The organism is Escherichia fergusonii ATCC 35469, assembly GCF_000026225.1.
GTDB classification, from domain to species: domain Bacteria; phylum Pseudomonadota; class Gammaproteobacteria; order Enterobacterales; family Enterobacteriaceae; genus Escherichia; species Escherichia fergusonii.
On the sequence record NC_011740.1, the window covers coordinates 475,890 to 494,297 of the forward strand.

General features: G+C 51.1%; 10 protein-coding genes, 1 tRNA gene and 3 rRNA genes. 8 read left to right on the top strand and 6 right to left on the bottom strand.

Annotated features, from left to right (window positions below; genetic code table 11):
- Positions 1-217: 217 nt before the first annotated feature.
- A complete protein-coding gene (gene bamD / locus EFER_RS02525; protein WP_000197657.1) occupies positions 218-955 on the bottom strand; it encodes an outer membrane protein assembly factor BamD in 738 nt (245 codons plus the stop codon).
- Positions 956-1,089: 134 nt separating this feature from the next.
- On the opposite strand from bamD, the gene rluD reads away from it, so the two are divergent.
- The 8 genes from rluD (at position 1,090) to kgtP (ending at position 12,584) form a co-directional block, all read left to right on the top strand.
- Entirely contained in the window at positions 1,090-2,070 is a 981-nt protein-coding gene (rluD, locus tag EFER_RS02530; protein WP_000079086.1) for a 23S rRNA pseudouridine(1911/1915/1917) synthase RluD, read from the top strand.
- Positions 2,067-2,798: a purine nucleoside phosphorylase YfiH gene (yfiH, locus tag EFER_RS02535; RefSeq protein WP_000040133.1), complete on the top strand. Its 732-nt coding sequence runs from the start codon at positions 2,067-2,069 to the stop codon at positions 2,796-2,798. The genes rluD and yfiH overlap by 4 nt, the downstream gene beginning before the upstream one ends.
- A 129-nt stretch (positions 2,799-2,927) precedes the next feature.
- Positions 2,928-5,501, top strand: coding sequence for an ATP-dependent chaperone ClpB (gene clpB / locus EFER_RS02540; protein ID WP_002431841.1), 2,574 nt, complete (start codon positions 2,928-2,930; stop codon positions 5,499-5,501).
- A gap of 442 nt (positions 5,502-5,943) precedes the next feature.
- Positions 5,944-7,485: ribosomal RNA gene (locus EFER_RS02545) — 16S ribosomal RNA — on the top strand.
- Positions 7,486-7,570: 85 nt separating this feature from the next.
- Positions 7,571-7,646 (top strand) — tRNA-Glu (locus tag EFER_RS02550).
- A gap of 193 nt (positions 7,647-7,839) precedes the next feature.
- A 23S ribosomal RNA gene (locus EFER_RS02555) occupies positions 7,840-10,743 on the top strand.
- A 95-nt stretch (positions 10,744-10,838) separates the two neighbouring features.
- Positions 10,839-10,954 (top strand): 5S ribosomal RNA (gene rrf / locus EFER_RS02560).
- Together the 16S, 23S and 5S rRNA genes with 1 tRNA gene alongside form the textbook arrangement of a ribosomal RNA operon.
- A 331-nt stretch (positions 10,955-11,285) precedes the next feature.
- Positions 11,286-12,584: an alpha-ketoglutarate permease gene (gene kgtP, locus EFER_RS02565; protein WP_012599915.1), complete on the top strand. Its 1,299-nt coding sequence runs from the start codon at positions 11,286-11,288 to the stop codon at positions 12,582-12,584.
- On the opposite strand, the gene EFER_RS02570 is transcribed toward kgtP, so the two are convergent.
- The 5 genes from EFER_RS02570 to trxC all read right to left on the bottom strand — a co-directional run bounded on the left by EFER_RS02570 (position 12,581) and on the right by trxC (position 18,297).
- Positions 12,581-12,904: a YfiM family lipoprotein gene (locus tag EFER_RS02570; protein ID WP_002431985.1), complete on the bottom strand. Its 324-nt coding sequence runs from the start codon at positions 12,902-12,904 to the stop codon at positions 12,581-12,583. The genes kgtP and EFER_RS02570 overlap by 4 nt on opposite strands.
- A gap of 45 nt (positions 12,905-12,949) precedes the next feature.
- Positions 12,950-14,305, bottom strand: coding sequence for a CDP-diacylglycerol--serine O-phosphatidyltransferase (pssA, locus tag EFER_RS02575; protein ID WP_000949265.1), 1,356 nt, complete (start codon positions 14,303-14,305; stop codon positions 12,950-12,952).
- 113 nt (positions 14,306-14,418) lie between these two features.
- Positions 14,419-17,079 carry a peptidyl-lysine N-acetyltransferase PatZ gene (patZ, locus tag EFER_RS02580; RefSeq protein ID WP_000082997.1) on the bottom strand — a complete coding sequence of 887 codons (2,661 nt, stop codon included), beginning with the start codon at positions 17,077-17,079 and terminating at the stop codon, positions 14,419-14,421.
- 31 nt (positions 17,080-17,110) lie between these two features.
- Positions 17,111-17,809 carry a tRNA-uridine aminocarboxypropyltransferase gene (gene tapT / locus EFER_RS02585; protein WP_002431986.1) on the bottom strand — a complete coding sequence of 233 codons (699 nt, stop codon included), beginning with the start codon at positions 17,807-17,809 and terminating at the stop codon, positions 17,111-17,113.
- Positions 17,810-17,877: 68 nt separating this feature from the next.
- Entirely contained in the window at positions 17,878-18,297 is a 420-nt protein-coding gene (gene trxC / locus EFER_RS02590; protein WP_001098726.1) for a thioredoxin TrxC, read from the bottom strand.
- Positions 18,298-18,408 lie beyond the last annotated feature (111 nt).

Below are 18,408 nucleotides of genomic sequence, written 5' to 3' on the forward strand. Positions count from 1 at the left end.
AATGTCAAAATGTGTGATTTAAGTCACATTCTTTTGTCACTTTTTGTCAATGAAATCTTTTTGTGAGTCATCGCATTAACAGGTGAAATTTTACTTGAGGAATTACTAAAACCCAGCCATAGTTGATCAGTTACATTGACTCTAAGTTATTTAATTTTCGACTTTTTTGCATAAAAAAAAGGCAGCACATGGCTGCCTGATTGAATAACTGAATAAATCAGGAATTACTACTGTTAGTGGCGATAATCTTCGCTACTTTTTCAGCTTGCGCATTCATCTGCATCTGACGGTATGCATTTTCCATCAGCGGCAGCGCATCACGCGTAGCCTGAGTATCCGGGTAGTCGCGCAGCATGCCTTCTACACGGTTAACAACGGCAACCCATGCACCACGTTCTGTATAGTACTCGGCAACGGAGTATTCATATTTCGCCAGACGATCTTTCAGGAATACCAGACGTTTGGTGGCATCCGTAGTGTACTGGCTGTTCGGATAGCCGCGCACCAGTTTGGAAAAGTCACTAAACGCAGCTCGTGCATGTTGAGGATCGCGATCGCTACGATCAACGCCAAAGAATCCTTGCAGCGCACTGTCATCCAGCGCCATATTGGTCAGGCCACGCATGTACATGACATAATCGATATTCGGATGGGTTGGATTAAGGCGAATAAAACGATCGATGGCAGCCTGTGCTAACGGCAGATCGGCGTTCTTATAGTAAGCGTAGATGAGATCCAACTGCACCTGCTGCGAATACGGACCAAACGGGTAGCGATTATCTAACGCTTCTAATTGCGTTATTGCCTGTTTCCAGTTACCGTCCTGCAACTTTTGCTGAGCGGTCGCGTAAATTTCATTTGGCGGATTATCAGGTACTTCTTCCTTTGACCCCGAGCAACCCGCCAAAAACAGGCTTAGTGTGGCGGCTGCCACCAGATATTTCATGCGCGTCATGACGTTTTGACTTTCCTCAAAATGTAATACGGGAGATTCTCTGTTCCTGCTCCCGGTTAAGACCAGCTACAATAGCACACTATATTAAACGGCAAAGCCGTAAAACCCCAACGATAAACGAAGAAGCAGTATATATGGCACAACGAGTACAGCTCACTGCAATGGTGTCCGAAAACCAACTCGGTCAACGCTTAGATCAGGCTTTGGCTGAAATGTTCCCGGATTATTCACGTTCGCGGATAAAAGAATGGATCCTCGACCAGCGCGTGCTGGTTAACGGCAAAGTTTGTGATAAGCCGAAAGAAAAAGTATTGGGTGGCGAGCAGGTGGCCATCAACGCTGAGATTGAAGAAGAAGCGCGTTTTGAACCGCAGGATATCCCGCTGGATATCGTCTATGAAGATGAAGATATCATCGTCATTAATAAACCGCGCGACCTGGTGGTACATCCTGGCGCGGGTAACCCGGATGGCACGGTACTGAATGCGTTGCTTCATTATTATCCGCCCATTGCCGATGTACCGCGTGCGGGCATTGTCCATCGTCTGGATAAAGACACCACTGGCCTGATGGTTGTGGCAAAAACCGTTCCGGCTCAGACGCGTTTAGTCGAATCTTTGCAAAGGCGTGAAATTACTCGTGAGTATGAAGCGGTGGCAATTGGTCATATGACCGCTGGCGGTACGGTGGATGAGCCAATCAGTCGCCACCCAACCAAACGTACTCACATGGCAGTGCATCCGATGGGTAAACCGGCGGTCACTCACTATCGCATTATGGAACACTTCCGTGTGCACACACGTCTGCGGTTGCGTCTGGAAACTGGACGTACGCACCAGATCCGCGTGCATATGGCCCATATCACTCATCCACTGGTGGGCGATCCGGTTTATGGTGGCCGTCCGCGTCCGCCAAAAGGGGCTTCGGAAGCGTTTATCTCCACGCTGCGTAAGTTTGACCGCCAGGCGCTTCATGCAACCATGTTGCGTCTTTATCACCCAATCTCCGGCATCGAAATGGAATGGCATGCGCCTATTCCACAAGATATGGTGGAGCTGATTGAGGTGATGCGCGCCGATTTCGAAGAGCATAAGGATGAAGTGGACTGGTTATGAGTAAGCTGATTGTCCCGCAGTGGCCGCTGCCAAAAGGTGTTGCGGCCTGTAGCTCTACCCGTATCGGCGGCGTGAGCTTGCCGCCGTATGACTCGCTCAACCTCGGTGCCCATTGTGGCGATAACCCGGATCACGTCGAGGAAAATCGTAAGCGACTTTTTGCTGCGGGCAATTTGCCTTCAAAACCGGTCTGGCTTGAGCAGGTACACGGCAAAGATGTGCTTAAGCTTACTGGCGAACCTTATGCCTCAAAACGAGCAGATGCCTCTTATAGCAACACGCCGGGCACGGTTTGCGCTGTGATGACTGCCGACTGCCTCCCCGTGCTGTTTTGCAATCGAGCGGGAACGGAAGTCGCCGCCGCTCATGCTGGCTGGCGTGGACTGTGCGCAGGCGTGCTGGAAGAGACGGTTTCCTGTTTTGCTGATAATCCCGAAAACATTCTCGCCTGGTTAGGGCCGGCAATTGGTCCACGCGCGTTTGAAGTGGGAGCGGAGGTTCGCGAGGCGTTTATGGCAGTAGACGCTAAAGCGAGTGCAGCTTTCATTCAGCATGGAGATAAATATCTGGCGGATATTTATCAGCTTGCCCGGCAGCGTCTGGCGAACGTTGGTGTTGAGCGAATTTTCGGCGGCGACCGTTGTACATATACGGAAAATGAGACATTCTTCTCTTATCGTCGCGACAAGACCACCGGTCGTATGGCAAGTTTCATTTGGCTGATATAACCTAAAGAATCAAGACGATCCGGTACGCGTGATTTTCTTTTCACATTAATCTGGTCAATAACCTTGAATAATTGAGGGATGACCTCATTTAATCTCCAGTAGCAACTTTGATCCGTTATGGGAGGAGTTATGCGTCTGGATCGTCTTACTAATAAATTCCAGCTTGCTCTTGCCGATGCCCAATCACTTGCACTCGGGCACGACAACCAATTCATCGAACCACTTCATTTAATGAGCGCCCTGCTGAATCAGGAAGGGGGTTCGGTTAGTCCTTTATTAACATCCGCCGGCATCAATGCTGGTCAGTTGCGCACAGATATCAATCAGGCATTAAATCGTTTACCACAGGTTGAAGGTACTGGTGGTGATGTCCAGCCCTCACAGGATCTGGTGCGCGTTCTTAATCTTTGCGACAAGCTGGCGCAAAAACGTGGTGATAATTTTATCTCGTCAGAACTGTTCGTTCTGGCGGCACTTGAGTCTCGCGGCACGCTGGCCGACATCCTGAAAGCAGCAGGGGCGACCACCGCCAACATTACTCAAGCGATTGAACAAATGCGTGGAGGTGAAAGCGTGAACGATCAAGGAGCTGAAGACCAACGTCAGGCTTTGAAAAAATACACCATCGACCTCACCGAACGAGCCGAACAAGGCAAACTCGATCCGGTGATTGGCCGTGATGAAGAAATTCGCCGTACCATTCAGGTACTGCAACGTCGTACTAAAAATAACCCGGTGCTGATTGGTGAACCAGGCGTTGGTAAAACAGCCATCGTTGAAGGTCTGGCTCAGCGTATTATCAATGGCGAAGTACCGGAAGGGCTGAAAGGCCGCCGAGTACTGGCGCTGGATATGGGCGCGCTGGTGGCCGGGGCGAAATATCGCGGTGAGTTTGAAGAACGTTTAAAAGGCGTGCTTAACGATCTCGCCAAACAGGAAGGCAACGTCATCCTGTTTATCGACGAATTACATACCATGGTCGGTGCGGGTAAAGCCGATGGCGCAATGGACGCCGGCAACATGCTGAAACCGGCGCTGGCGCGTGGTGAATTGCACTGCGTAGGTGCCACGACGCTGGACGAATATCGCCAGTACATCGAAAAAGATGCTGCGCTGGAACGTCGCTTCCAGAAAGTGTTTGTTGCCGAGCCAACCGTGGAAGACACCATTGCTATTCTGCGTGGCCTGAAAGAACGTTATGAACTGCACCACCATGTGCAAATTACTGACCCGGCAATTGTTGCAGCGGCGACGTTGTCTCATCGCTACATTGCTGACCGTCAGCTGCCGGATAAAGCCATCGACCTGATCGATGAAGCAGCATCCAGCATTCGTATGCAGATTGACTCAAAACCAGAGGAACTCGACCGACTCGATCGTCGTATCATCCAGCTCAAACTGGAACAACAGGCGCTAATGAAAGAGTCTGATGAAGCCAGTAAAAAACGCCTGGATATGCTCAACGAAGAACTGAGCGACAAAGAACGTCAGTACTCCGAGTTAGAAGAAGAGTGGAAAGCTGAGAAAGCGTCGCTTTCTGGTACGCAGACCATTAAAGCGGAACTGGAACAGGCGAAAATCGCCATTGAACAGGCTCGCCGTGTGGGTGACCTGGCGCGGATGTCTGAACTGCAATACGGCAAAATCCCGGAACTGGAAAAGCAACTGGAAGCCGCAACGCAGCTCGAAGGCAAAACTATGCGTCTGTTGCGTAATAAAGTGACCGATGCCGAAATTGCTGAAGTGTTGGCGCGTTGGACGGGGATTCCGGTTTCTCGCATGATGGAAAGCGAGCGCGAAAAACTGCTGCGTATGGAGCAAGAACTGCACCATCGCGTTATTGGTCAGAACGAAGCGGTTGATGCGGTATCTAACGCTATTCGTCGTAGCCGTGCGGGGCTGGCGGATCCAAATCGCCCGATTGGTTCATTCCTGTTCCTCGGCCCAACGGGTGTGGGGAAAACTGAGCTTTGTAAGGCGCTGGCGAACTTTATGTTTGATAGCGACGAGGCGATGGTCCGTATCGATATGTCCGAGTTTATGGAGAAACACTCGGTGTCTCGTCTGGTTGGTGCGCCTCCGGGATATGTCGGTTATGAAGAAGGTGGCTACCTGACCGAAGCTGTGCGTCGTCGTCCGTATTCCGTCATCCTGCTGGATGAAGTGGAAAAAGCGCATCCGGATGTCTTCAACATTCTGTTGCAGGTACTGGATGATGGGCGTCTGACTGACGGGCAGGGGAGAACGGTCGACTTCCGTAATACGGTTGTCATTATGACCTCTAACCTCGGTTCCGATTTGATTCAGGAACGCTTCGGTGAACTGGATTATGCGCACATGAAAGAGCTGGTGCTCGGTGTGGTAAGCCATAACTTCCGTCCGGAATTCATTAACCGTATCGATGAAGTGGTGGTCTTCCATCCGCTGGGTGAACAGCACATTGCGTCGATTGCGCAGATTCAGTTGAAACGTCTGTACAAACGTCTGGAAGAACGTGGTTATGAAATCCACATTTCTGACGAGGCGCTGAAACTGCTGAGCGAGAACGGTTACGATCCGGTCTATGGTGCACGTCCTCTGAAACGTGCAATTCAGCAGCAGATCGAAAACCCGCTGGCACAGCAAATACTGTCTGGTGAATTGGTTCCGGGTAAAGTTATTCGCCTGGAAGTTAATGAAGACAGGATTGTCGCCGTCCAGTAATGATAAAACGAGCCCTTTGGGGCTCGTTTTTGTCTATAAGTTAGACGGAAAACACCATGTTCAGGATGTTTTGCCTGAAAAATGAGCGAACGATAAAGTTTTTATATTTTTTGCTTGTCAGGCCGGAATAACTCCCTATAATGCGCCACCACTGACACGGAACAACGGCATACACGCCGCCGGGTCAGCGAGGTTCTCCTGAGAATCTCGGCAGAGAAAAGCAAAAAAAATGCTTGACTCTGTAGCGGGAAAGCGTATTATGCACACCCCGCGCTGCTGAGAAAAAGCGAAGCGGCACTGCTCTTTAACAATTTATCAGACAATCTGTGTGGGCGCTCGAAGATACGGATTCTTAACGTCGCAAGACGAAAAATGAATACCAAGTCTCAAGAGTGAACACGTAATTCATTACGAAGTTTAATTCTTTGAGCATCAAACTTTTAAATTGAAGAGTTTGATCATGGCTCAGATTGAACGCTGGCGGCAGGCCTAACACATGCAAGTCGAACGGTAACAGGAAGCAGCTTGCTGCTTTGCTGACGAGTGGCGGACGGGTGAGTAATGTCTGGGAAACTGCCTGATGGAGGGGGATAACTACTGGAAACGGTAGCTAATACCGCATAATGTCGCAAGACCAAAGAGGGGGACCTTCGGGCCTCTTGCCATCGGATGTGCCCAGATGGGATTAGCTAGTAGGTGGGGTAACGGCTCACCTAGGCGACGATCCCTAGCTGGTCTGAGAGGATGACCAGCCACACTGGAACTGAGACACGGTCCAGACTCCTACGGGAGGCAGCAGTGGGGAATATTGCACAATGGGCGCAAGCCTGATGCAGCCATGCCGCGTGTATGAAGAAGGCCTTCGGGTTGTAAAGTACTTTCAGCGGGGAGGAAGGGAGTAAAGTTAATACCTTTGCTCATTGACGTTACCCGCAGAAGAAGCACCGGCTAACTCCGTGCCAGCAGCCGCGGTAATACGGAGGGTGCAAGCGTTAATCGGAATTACTGGGCGTAAAGCGCACGCAGGCGGTTTGTTAAGTCAGATGTGAAATCCCCGGGCTCAACCTGGGAACTGCATCTGATACTGGCAAGCTTGAGTCTCGTAGAGGGGGGTAGAATTCCAGGTGTAGCGGTGAAATGCGTAGAGATCTGGAGGAATACCGGTGGCGAAGGCGGCCCCCTGGACGAAGACTGACGCTCAGGTGCGAAAGCGTGGGGAGCAAACAGGATTAGATACCCTGGTAGTCCACGCCGTAAACGATGTCGACTTGGAGGTTGTGCCCTTGAGGCGTGGCTTCCGGAGCTAACGCGTTAAGTCGACCGCCTGGGGAGTACGGCCGCAAGGTTAAAACTCAAATGAATTGACGGGGGCCCGCACAAGCGGTGGAGCATGTGGTTTAATTCGATGCAACGCGAAGAACCTTACCTGGTCTTGACATCCACGGAAGTTTTCAGAGATGAGAATGTGCCTTCGGGAACCGTGAGACAGGTGCTGCATGGCTGTCGTCAGCTCGTGTTGTGAAATGTTGGGTTAAGTCCCGCAACGAGCGCAACCCTTATCCTTTGTTGCCAGCGGTCCGGCCGGGAACTCAAAGGAGACTGCCAGTGATAAACTGGAGGAAGGTGGGGATGACGTCAAGTCATCATGGCCCTTACGACCAGGGCTACACACGTGCTACAATGGCGCATACAAAGAGAAGCGACCTCGCGAGAGCAAGCGGACCTCATAAAGTGCGTCGTAGTCCGGATTGGAGTCTGCAACTCGACTCCATGAAGTCGGAATCGCTAGTAATCGTGGATCAGAATGCCACGGTGAATACGTTCCCGGGCCTTGTACACACCGCCCGTCACACCATGGGAGTGGGTTGCAAAAGAAGTAGGTAGCTTAACCTTCGGGAGGGCGCTTACCACTTTGTGATTCATGACTGGGGTGAAGTCGTAACAAGGTAACCGTAGGGGAACCTGCGGTTGGATCACCTCCTTACCTTAAAGAACTGTGCTTTGCAGTGCTCACACAGATTGTCTGATAGAAAGTGAAAAGCAAGGCGTCTTGCGAAGCAGACTGATACGTCCCCTTCGTCTAGAGGCCCAGGACACCGCCCTTTCACGGCGGTAACAGGGGTTCGAATCCCCTAGGGGACGCCACTTGCTGGTTTGTGAGTGAAAGTCACCTGCCTTAATATCTCAAAACTCATCTTCGGGTGACGTTTGAGATATTTGCTCTTTAAAAATCTGGATCAAGCTGAAAATTGAAACACTGAACAACGAAAGTTGTTCGTGAGTCTCTCAAATTTTCGCAACACGATGATGAATCGAAAGAAACATCTTCGGGTTGTGAGGTTAAGCGACTAAGCGTACACGGTGGATGCCCTGGCAGTCAGAGGCGATGAAGGACGTGCTAATCTGCGATAAGCGTCGGTAAGGTGATATGAACCGTTATAACCGGCGATTTCCGAATGGGGAAACCCAGTGTGATTCGTCACACTATCATTAACTGAATCCATAGGTTAATGAGGCGAACCGGGGGAACTGAAACATCTAAGTACCCCGAGGAAAAGAAATCAACCGAGATTCCCCCAGTAGCGGCGAGCGAACGGGGAGGAGCCCAGAGCCTGAATCAGTGTGTGTGTTAGTGGAAGCGTCTGGAAAGGCGCGCGATACAGGGTGACAGCCCCGTACACAAAAATGCACATACTGTGAGCTCGATGAGTAGGGCGGGACACGTGGTATCCTGTCTGAATATGGGGGGACCATCCTCCAAGGCTAAATACTCCTGACTGACCGATAGTGAACCAGTACCGTGAGGGAAAGGCGAAAAGAACCCCGGCGAGGGGAGTGAAAAAGAACCTGAAACCGTGTACGTACAAGCAGTGGGAGCCTCTTTATGGGGTGACTGCGTACCTTTTGTATAATGGGTCAGCGACTTATATTCTGTAGCAAGGTTAACCGAATAGGGGAGCCGAAGGGAAACCGAGTCTTAACTGGGCGTTAAGTTGCAGGGTATAGACCCGAAACCCGGTGATCTAGCCATGGGCAGGTTGAAGGTTGGGTAACACTAACTGGAGGACCGAACCGACTAATGTTGAAAAATTAGCGGATGACTTGTGGCTGGGGGTGAAAGGCCAATCAAACCGGGAGATAGCTGGTTCTCCCCGAAAGCTATTTAGGTAGCGCCTCGTGAATTCATCTCCGGGGGTAGAGCACTGTTTCGGCAAGGGGGTCATCCCGACTTACCAACCCGATGCAAACTGCGAATACCGGAGAATGTTATCACGGGAGACACACGGCGGGTGCTAACGTCCGTCGTGAAGAGGGAAACAACCCAGACCGCCAGCTAAGGTCCCAAAGTCATGGTTAAGTGGGAAACGATGTGGGAAGGCCCAGACAGCCAGGATGTTGGCTTAGAAGCAGCCATCATTTAAAGAAAGCGTAATAGCTCACTGGTCGAGTCGGCCTGCGCGGAAGATGTAACGGGGCTAAACCATGCACCGAAGCTGCGGCAGCGACACTAAGTGTTGTTGGGTAGGGGAGCGTTCTGTAAGCCTGTGAAGATGTGCTGTGAGGCATGCTGGAGGTATCAGAAGTGCGAATGCTGACATAAGTAACGATAAAGCGGGTGAAAAGCCCGCTCGCCGGAAGACCAAGGGTTCCTGTCCAACGTTAATCGGGGCAGGGTGAGTCGACCCCTAAGGCGAGGCCGAAAGGCGTAGTCGATGGGAAACAGGTTAATATTCCTGTACTTGGTGTTACTGCGAAGGGGGGACGGAGAAGGCTATGTTGGCCGGGCGACGGTTGTCCCGGTTTAAGCGTGTAGGCTGGTTTTCCAGGCAAATCCGGAAAATCAAGGCTGAGGCGTGATGACGAGGCACTACGGTGCTGAAGCGACAAATGCCCTGCTTCCAGGAAAAGCCTCTAAGCATCAGGTAACAACAAATCGTACCCCAAACCGACACAGGTGGTCAGGTAGAGAATACCAAGGCGCTTGAGAGAACTCGGGTGAAGGAACTAGGCAAAATGGTGCCGTAACTTCGGGAGAAGGCACGCTGATATGTAGGTGAAGCGACTTGCTCGTGGAGCTGAAATCAGTCGAAGATACCAGCTGGCTGCAACTGTTTATTAAAAACACAGCACTGTGCAAACACGAAAGTGGACGTATACGGTGTGACGCCTGCCCGGTGCCGGAAGGTTAATTGATGGGGTTAGCGGTAACGCGAAGCTCTTGATCGAAGCCCCGGTAAACGGCGGCCGTAACTATAACGGTCCTAAGGTAGCGAAATTCCTTGTCGGGTAAGTTCCGACCTGCACGAATGGCGTAATGATGGCCAGGCTGTCTCCACCCGAGACTCAGTGAAATTGAACTCGCTGTGAAGATGCAGTGTACCCGCGGCAAGACGGAAAGACCCCGTGAACCTTTACTATAGCTTGACACTGAACATTGAGCCTTGATGTGTAGGATAGGTGGGAGGCTTTGAAGTGTGGACGCCAGTCTGCATGGAGCCGACCTTGAAATACCACCCTTTAATGTTTGATGTTCTAACGTTGGCCCGTAATCCGGGTTGCGGACAGTGTCTGGTGGGTAGTTTGACTGGGGCGGTCTCCTCCTAAAGAGTAACGGAGGAGCACGAAGGTTGGCTAATCCTGGTCGGACATCAGGAGGTTAGTGCAATGGCATAAGCCAGCTTGACTGCGAGCGTGACGGCGCGAGCAGGTGCGAAAGCAGGTCATAGTGATCCGGTGGTTCTGAATGGAAGGGCCATCGCTCAACGGATAAAAGGTACTCCGGGGATAACAGGCTGATACCGCCCAAGAGTTCATATCGACGGCGGTGTTTGGCACCTCGATGTCGGCTCATCACATCCTGGGGCTGAAGTAGGTCCCAAGGGTATGGCTGTTCGCCATTTAAAGTGGTACGCGAGCTGGGTTTAGAACGTCGTGAGACAGTTCGGTCCCTATCTGCCGTGGGCGCTGGAGAACTGAGGGGGGCTGCTCCTAGTACGAGAGGACCGGAGTGGACGCATCACTGGTGTTCGGGTTGTCATGCCAATGGCACTGCCCGGTAGCTAAATGCGGAAGAGATAAGTGCTGAAAGCATCTAAGCACGAAACTTGCCCCGAGATGAGTTCTCCCTGACCCTTTAAGGGTCCTGAAGGAACGTTGAAGACGACGACGTTGATAGGCCGGGTGTGTAAGCGCAGCGATGCGTTGAGCTAACCGGTACTAATGAACCGTGAGGCTTAACCTTACAACGCCGAAGGTGTTTTGGCGGATTGAGAGAAGATTTTCAGCCTGATACAGATTAAATCAGAACGCAGAAGCGGTCTGATGAAACAGAATTTGCCTGGCGGCCTTAGCGCGGTGGTCCCACCTGACCCCATGCCGAACTCAGAAGTGAAACGCCGTAGCGCCGATGGTAGTGTGGGGTCTCCCCATGCGAGAGTAGGGAACTGCCAGGCATCAAATTAAGCAGAAGGCCATCCGTCAGGATGGCCTTTTTGCGCTGGTGCGGAAAAAATGCCGGATGCGACGCTGGCTGCATCTTATCCGTCCTACGCTCCCACATAAGCCAGATTCAACAGCGAATACGGCTTCCCCAACTTGCCCACTTCCATACATCCTCCTTACCAAAAATCTATCCTTTAGATCCTCAATAACCATTTTCCTGCTAACTAAATTCATGGTTAAGGTTGCATAATGATACGCAACAAATGTATAACATTTTCTTTACCAAAAAATAAACAACAGCGACCGACAAAAGCATCGGATTACGGCAGGAGACATAATGGCATGGCTGAAAGTACTGTAACGGCAGACAGCAAACTGACAAGTAGTGATACTCGTCGCCGCATTTGGGCAATTGTGGGGGCCTCTTCAGGTAATTTGGTCGAGTGGTTCGATTTCTATGTCTACTCGTTCTGCTCACTCTACTTCGCTCACATCTTCTTCCCTTCCGGGAACACGACGACTCAACTACTACAAACAGCAGGTGTTTTTGCTGCTGGATTCCTGATGCGCCCAATAGGCGGTTGGCTATTTGGCCGCATAGCCGATAAACATGGTCGCAAAAAATCGATGCTGTTATCGGTGTGTATGATGTGTTTCGGCTCACTGATTATCGCCTGTTTGCCAGGCTACGAAACAATCGGTACCTGGGCTCCGGCATTATTGCTTCTTGCTCGTTTATTCCAGGGATTATCCGTTGGCGGAGAATATGGCACCAGCGCCACCTATATGAGTGAAGTTGCCGTTGAAGGGCGCAAAGGTTTTTACGCATCATTTCAGTATGTGACGTTGATCGGCGGGCAACTGCTAGCTCTACTGGTTGTCGTGGTTTTACAACACACCATGGAAGACGCTGCACTCAGAGAGTGGGGATGGCGTATTCCTTTCGCGTTAGGAGCTGTGTTAGCTGTTGTGGCGTTGTGGTTACGTCGTCAGTTAGATGAAACTTCACAACAAGAAACACGCGCTTTAAAAGAAGCTGGATCTCTGAAAGGATTATGGCGCAATCGCCGAGCATTCATCATGGTTCTCGGTTTTACCGCTGCGGGTTCCCTTTGTTTCTATACCTTCACCACTTACATGCAGAAGTATCTGGTGAATACTGCGGGAATGCACGCCAACGTGGCGAGTGGCATTATGACAGCCGCGTTGTTTGTTTATATGCTCATTCAGCCACTTTTTGGGGCCTTGTCAGATAAGATTGGTCGCCGAACCTCGATGCTTTGCTTCGGTTCTCTGGCTGCCATTTTTACCGTTCCGATACTCTCAGCATTACAGAATGTATCTTCTCCTTATGCAGCCTTTGGCCTCGTCATGTGTGCTTTAGTGATTGTGAGTTTCTATACCTCTATTAGTGGCATCCTTAAGGCTGAAATGTTCCCGGCCCAGGTTCGCGCATTAGGTGTTGGTTTGTCGTATGCCGTAGCCAATGCGTTATTTGGTGGCTCTGCAGAGTATGTAGCGTTATCGTTGAAATCGGTAGGAATGGAAACATCTTTCTTCTGGTATGTCACCTTTATGGCAGTGATTGCATTTCTGGTTTCACTAACATTGCACCGTAAAGGAAAAGGGATGCGTCTTTAGTGATGCGCTATTTGCCAGACGGTATAGCCGGTGCTTGCACCGGCAACATCCCAGGCAAAATCCTTCCAGCTCCAGCCACTCCCTTCAGCTCGGCTATCCCAAAGTTCTTTTGATGCCCCCAGCCCTACAGAGAACATTAATCCAAACATGGCACTGCGATCGCGACTGCTTCCCTGATGCTGTGCATATTCATTCCCGGCAGCGGAAAGCATCGCTGAGGCGATAAAGTGTTGGGCTTTATCCTGTCCGCTCCAGCTATCGTTAGCCATATGGCTGCAACCAGAAAGTAACAATAGCGAACAGACAAAAAGAATACGCAAAACGTGGCCTCCAAAAAACAAACCCCGTACAGGACGGGGTTGTGATTACAGGATGCGGCTAATTAATCGGTCGATGCGGATACGGCGCAAACGGCGGATAAGTTTACGAACCTTCACCGGATAATCGGCAATGCTTTGCAGATCGCGGTAGTGCTTAACGATGGTGGTATGCTCGCGGATCAGTTCCAGTTCTTTCTCACGCTGTGGCGCAAGTTCCAGTTGCGGATCGTGAATCAAAATGGCGTTTTCCAGATCCAGACGCCAGGCGCGTGGGTTCAGGTTATTGCCGGTGATCAGCATCCACTTATCATCAACCCACATCCCTTTCAGGTGATAGGTGTTGTCGTCGTCTTTCCATAACCGAACCACTAACTGGTCAGTATTGACGTAATACTGCAAACGGCTCAGGAAACGACGCAGATTGATCTCATAGAGATAAGGCAGAGCACCGATTATCTTGAAAGGTTCATCTTCCGGAATGTAGAAGTCATTCGCAGTTTTATCGCCAACAATAATTTCGACCTTTTTCCCTTCGCGCAGTAACTGGATGATATTACGCACAAGGATTGCTGGCAGGTTGAAATATGGTGTGCAAATGGTTAGTTTCTGCTCGGCACAAGGCATAAGATGGAAAATGGTCTTGTTCAAAAGACTCGATTTCCCCAGGCCTACCAACGGCGTAACAGAAAGCTGATCGTTATCGGCATCACCCTGGAAATGATAAGCGGCATCACGCAGCTCCTGGCGGAACAGACGAATGTCATTCTTGATTTCCGGGCTTTTTGGACGATTAACATCATCCAGACGATTAACGCCGCGACCATTCATTATATTCTGTGTAACCCATTCGAACATAATGTCTGACATCTTACGGTTACGGATCAGATGATAACGGTCGTAGCGATATTTATCGTGCTGATGCAGGTAAACATCGTTCAGGCTGGCACCGCTATAAAGTACGCTATCGTCAATGATAAAGCCTTTAAAGTGCAGAACACCAAGGGCCTCACGGGTATTGATTGGAACGCCATAAACTGGAACATCTACGCCCGGATTTTCCTGTGCCATGCGGCAGTACCAGTCAGCGTTAGTGTTAGATGCCGCAGCACCAATGCGTCCACGTTGTGCACGATGCCAGTCGACCAGCACCCGCACATCCAGTTCCGGACGCTGCCGTTTAGCCTCATACAACGCGTTCAGAATGCCTTTGCCACCGTCATCCTGTTCGAGATACAGGGCGACAATGCAAATGCGCTGCTTCGCGCTGGCTATTTTTTCCAGCAGCGTCTCCCGGAAGTCGGCGGGAGCGTAAAAGAAATCGACATCATCAACTGATTGAGAAATCTTGGGTAGTTGGGCAAGGTGTTGTTGATGTTTATTACGCTTAAATTTTGACAACATCACAGTGCATTTCTTCTCTGTTCATTGAAGGGTCCTCTGTGCAATGCAGACGACATAAGCGGGCAATAATAACACCAGTCCCGATTAAGTGGTCAACATTTCCAGTACCTTACTCATGATTCCTCGCGCTGGGCAAGATTTAGCGTAAGCCCAACGATCCCCTCTTCGAGCTGGATATCAACGTTAAACCCGAGCTTGCGGGCCAGCGCCACCATGCCACGATTGTTTGGCATCGTAATACCATTCAGACGTTGCAGTCCGTGATCTCGCGTATAGGTAATCAACTTTTCCATTAAGCGTCGACCTAAGCCTAACCCTTTGAGATCCGAGCGAACCAGCACGGCAAATTCGGCATCGATGTTATCAGGATCGGAGATCGCACGCGTGACGCCGAGGATCTCTTCCGTTTGATCAATACGTCGTACCGCTACAAACGCCATTTCCCGATCGTAGTCGATCTGCGTCATGTTGGCTAAATCTTCATGGGTAAATTCGTTGATCTCGCTAAAGTAGCGGTAATAAAGATCTTCTTTGGTGACTCGCGAAATGAATTGCTGAAGCTGTGGCTCATCTTCTGGCAAAATCGGGCGGAACAAGCAACGTTCGCCGTTTTTCAATTCTACCCATTCTTCCAGCTGATGTGGATAAGGGCGGACTGCCAGGCGACTCTCGTTATCGCCTTCAAACGGAGCGATATCCAGCGTGACATCAAGCGCGGTAAATTCATTGCCGGAAGCCAGCAAAGGATGAATATCCAGCCTCTGAATCTCCGGACAATCGACAATCAAGTTAGAAACCTGCACCAGTAACTGGCTTAATCCCGCCACATCCAGCGGGCGTAGCGCACTACGTGCACGAATCTTTTTACTTTTGATCCCCTGAATGACCAGATAACGTGCCAGGTTCATGTTCAGCGGCGGTAGTGCGACGACGGCTTGATCCTCAGGACGCCACTCCACACCGCCTTCGCCCAGCATGATCAACGGTCCGAAAACCGGATCGTGCTCAACCACTACTCGCAACTCCTGAGCGCCAGCACGGTTAGCCATACTTTGTACCAGCAGGCCGTGGATACGCGCCTGCGGCCAGGCCATTTTTACGCGATCGAAAATAGCATTTGCGGCTTGCTGGACTTCATTAGCTGTACGCAGGTAGAGCATGACGCCCTGAACTTCCGACTTATGTGGAATATCCGGCGAACGCAATTTCAGCGCCACCGGATAACCAATCTGTTCGGCAATATGCACAGCCTCGGTGCTATCGCTGGCAATCCAGGTGGGGAGCGTGTTCATGCCATACGCTTGCAGGATGGGCTGAACCTCATGGGTATCAAGCGACGTAGCCCCTTCGGCAATCGCCTGTTGCAACAGAAGATGCGCTTCTGCGGTATTAGAGGTCAGATTGCTGGGCAACGCCGGCGTTTCGCGTAGTTGCTTCTGATTACGCCGGTACTCCACCATATGCATAAAAGCGGTGATGGTTCCTTCCGGGGTGCGGTAGGTCGGCAGCCCGGCTTCGCTGAATAAACGTCGTGCCTCTTGCGAGGAGTGCTCGCCGCACCAATTCGTCAGCAGAGAAACATACTTGCTGCGGGGATGATGCTTTACCGCTTCAATTAATGCATGCGCGCTTTCTGTTGCGGGAGCAGCGGCGCTGGGCGAATGAATAACCATCAGCGCATCAAAATCCTGACTGTGGAGCAGAATATCCAGCGTTTTAATATAATGCTCACTGCTGGCGTCATCGCGCAGATCGAGCGGGTTAGAGATTGCTACATGTTCTGGCAGCGTATCGCGTAGCTTCTGGCAGGTTTCTTCGCTTAGCGTTGCCAGCTTGCCATTGCGTGACCATAAGGCATCCAGCGCCAGTGCGGCAGGTGCTGCACCGTTGCTGATAATCATCAGCCGCTCTCCACGTAGCGGGCGCATATGGCTAAGGGTTTCGACTGCCGAAAACAGCTCGTGGGTATCCTGTACTCGCAACAAACCGGCGCGCTGAATAGCTGCATCCCAAGCAGGATCCATTCCTGCCGTGGTGTTCAGTAGTCGTTGCGCCGCCGGGCTACGTCCACTTTTAATCACCAGAATCGGTTTATTACGTGAGGCGCTACGTGCAGCCGAAACAAAACGTCGCGCATCACTTAATTGTTCGAGGTAGAGCAGGATTGCACTGGTTTTGCTGTCGCGCGCCAGATAATCGAGCAATTCATCAACGTCGATATCCAGGCTTTCGCCGAGAGCAATAAAGTAGGAAAAGCCCATTTCCCGCTGTTGTGCCCAGTCGAGGATGGTATTGGAGACGGCGGCAGACTGCGAAATAAACGCCAGCTTGCCGCGTTTAATCGGCACAGGCGAAAAGCTGGCATTCAGGCCTTGCCAGGGGGCCAGTAATCCCAGACTGTTTGGCCCCAGCAGACGCATGTTATGGCGCAGGGCGCAGGCGCGGAGATCTTCGTGTTGCGATGCCGGGGCGGAAAGAATAATGCAGGTTTTACAGCCTTTCTCGCCGAGCTCTTCCAGAAGAGCAAGATTGCGGCTGGCATTGGTACATAAAACCGCAAGATCGGGTGTAAAGGGCAGGCTGGCAATATCCGGCCAGGCCAACACACCCAACACCGCTTTCCAGGCAGGCGTCACCGGGAGTACCGGCCCGTTAAATCCCCCCGCCAGCAGGTTACGCATCATCAGGTAACCTGCGCGATTGGGTTTCATCGATGCGCCAATTACCGCAATCGATTTTGGTCGCAGTAATGCTTCCAGTCCTCGCTGACTCATATCGGTCTCCCGCAGAAGTGACCGAATGATTTTAAACGCTTTCTAACTGTTCTGCTGTGATGCTACCCAGATGTTGCGTTTTTCCTGCCAGATAGCGTGTTTTAAAGCGGGTGAAATGCTCGCCTAGACCTGCCGCCGCTTCGGTATCGCCGGCCATATCTAACAGTGCGATGGCAACTTCGGCAGTGCAGTATTGGCCTTCAGCCTGGGCTTCACGCAGGCGATAGGCAGATAGCCGGGAAAGATCGACGGAAATGACGGGAAGATTATCCAGATACGGACTTTTACGAAACATCTTGCGAGCTTCCGGCCAGGTACCATCGAGCATGATAAACAGCGGTGGCTTACCGGCAGGTGGTGTAAAAATCACTTCCCGTTGTTCATTAGCATATGAGGCAGGGAAGACCACCACCGGTTGATAATCCGGGTTTTGTACCAGAGCCAGCAAATCCTGCGAGGGGTCGGTACGGGACCATTGAAACGCGACGGTATTTGGCAAGATATCGGCAATCAGACGCCCGGTGTTACTGGGCTTCATTGGCTCGGTGTCGAACATCAGCAAACAAAAGCGACTTTTTGCTTCCGCTGGAGTAATTGTCGAACAGAGACATAATTTCTCTGGCAAAAGACAGCGTTGGCAGCGACGAACGCGATTACCGCGGGCAAGAAAAGGACGTGTTGCGCGCGCAATACGCTCGGCGCGTAACTGGAGAACAGCGTTTTCGGTCATAAGAGAGCGTCGAAAAAACGCCATTGTCGCAGAGGAGAAAACGGGGCACAAGATGCGCCCCGGTAAGATTAAAGAGATTCGTTCAGCCAGCTGTCGAACGGCGCTTTCGGTACTGCGCCATTAAGCATGTCGACAACCTGACCGTTTTTGAAAATCATGATCGTCGGTATGCTACGAATTCCAAAGCGGCTGCTTAATTCACGTTCAGCTTCGGTATTCACTTTCACAAAGCGCACTTTACCGCTACGCTCTTGCGCGACATCTTCAAAAATGGGTGCGAAATTACGGCAGGGGCCGCACCACGGTGCCCAGAAGTCGATCACCACAGGCAGATCATCTTTCAGCAATTTGTCGAGCGTTTCACCGGTCGCATTAATCACCTCTCCGTCAAACAAGTCGTGACCGCAGCGTCCGCATTTTGCCGCATCTTCGATCCGATCGTCGGGAATGCGATTGATGGCCTGACAATGGGTACAAACGGTATTCATAACTAACCTCGGGATGAGTAAGGAGACTTATCGGCAACGACGCCGGTATGTTTCTAATATGTTACATATTATCGGGGACATTGTTCCAGACAACAATCTGTTTTATTCAAT